Source organism: Lentzea sp. NPDC059081, from assembly GCF_042738015.1.
Taxonomy (GTDB): domain Bacteria; phylum Actinomycetota; class Actinomycetes; order Mycobacteriales; family Pseudonocardiaceae; genus Lentzea.
In genome coordinates, this window is record NZ_JBHYGW010000066.1 from 1 (window position 1) to 1,119 (window position 1,119).

Sequence of the window (1,119 nt, forward strand, 5' to 3'; positions counted from 1 at the left end):
CTAGCTGTACTGACCGGAGAGGTTGGGAACGCGGCTGGCGGGTGGCTGGCCTTTGAGTGCGGTGTGTCCGCGGTGGTGATTGTAGGTGTGCAGCCACTGCGGGAATGCTTCTCGGCGTTCGGTCTCGGTGCGGTAGGGGCGGGCGTAGGCCCATTCGTCGAGCAGGGTGCGGTTGAAGCGTTCGACCTTGCCGTTGGTCTGGGGCCGGTAGGGGCGGGTGCGTTTGTGGGTGATGCCCGCGTCGGTGAGGGTGTCGCGCCAGAGCCGGGAGCGATAGCAGGCGCCGTTGTCGGTGAGTACCCGCATGACGGTGATGCCGTGGGTGTGGAAGTAGGTCTGTGCTCGCTGCCAGAACGCGGCCGCGGTTTCCTTGGTCTCGTCGGCCAGGATTTCGCTGTAGGCCAGGCGGGAGTGGTCGTCCACGGCGTTGTGCAGGTAGCTGTAGCCGAGGTTGGGGCGGCCACCGACTTTGCGGCGCCGGGCGGGGTCACGGTGCGCGGAGCTGTTGCGCTGACCGGTGTGCCTGCCGTGGACCTTGTGGCCGCCGCCGTCGGGAATGTTGCCCAGCTTCTTGATGTCGACGTGCACGAGTTCGCCCGGTGTGGCGCGTTCGTAGCGGCGCACCGGCTCGCCGGTGGCCCGATCCACGTGACTGAGCCGGGCCAGTCCGTAACGGGTCAGCACCCGGTGCACGGTCGAGGGCACCAGCCCCAGCAGGTACGCGATCCGCGCCGGTCCCCATCGCCGCGCCAGGCGGACCTTGATGATCCGCCGTTCCGTGCGGGTCGGGGTGCGGCGCGGGCTGGTCAGCGGGCGTGAGGACCGGTCGGTCATGCCCGCTGCCCCGAGTTCGCGGTAGCGGCCGGCCCACCGCTGAGCCGTGCTGACCGACACCTGGAATCGCTCCGCGGCCCGCCGAACAGGCCATTCATCCTCGACGACACACCGGGCCAGACGTAGCCTGCCCAGCTCGGACAGCGGTGCGTTAGCGTGAGTAATCGAGGGCCTCCTGGCTAGCCGGTGCAGATGTCGCAATCCACACCGAACCCGGAGGCCCTCCCTCATTCCAAGATCATCCGATCACGTGTCGGACCGTTCGCAACCTCGCGGGGCAGTACA

General features: G+C 68.4%; 1 protein-coding gene. It reads right to left on the reverse strand.

The window, feature by feature from the left end:
* On the reverse strand, positions 1-999 hold the full coding sequence (locus ACFWV3_RS45710; protein WP_382420667.1) for an IS481 family transposase: 999 nt from the start codon (positions 997-999) through the stop codon (positions 1-3).
* Between the last annotated feature and the right edge of the window lie 120 nt (positions 1,000-1,119).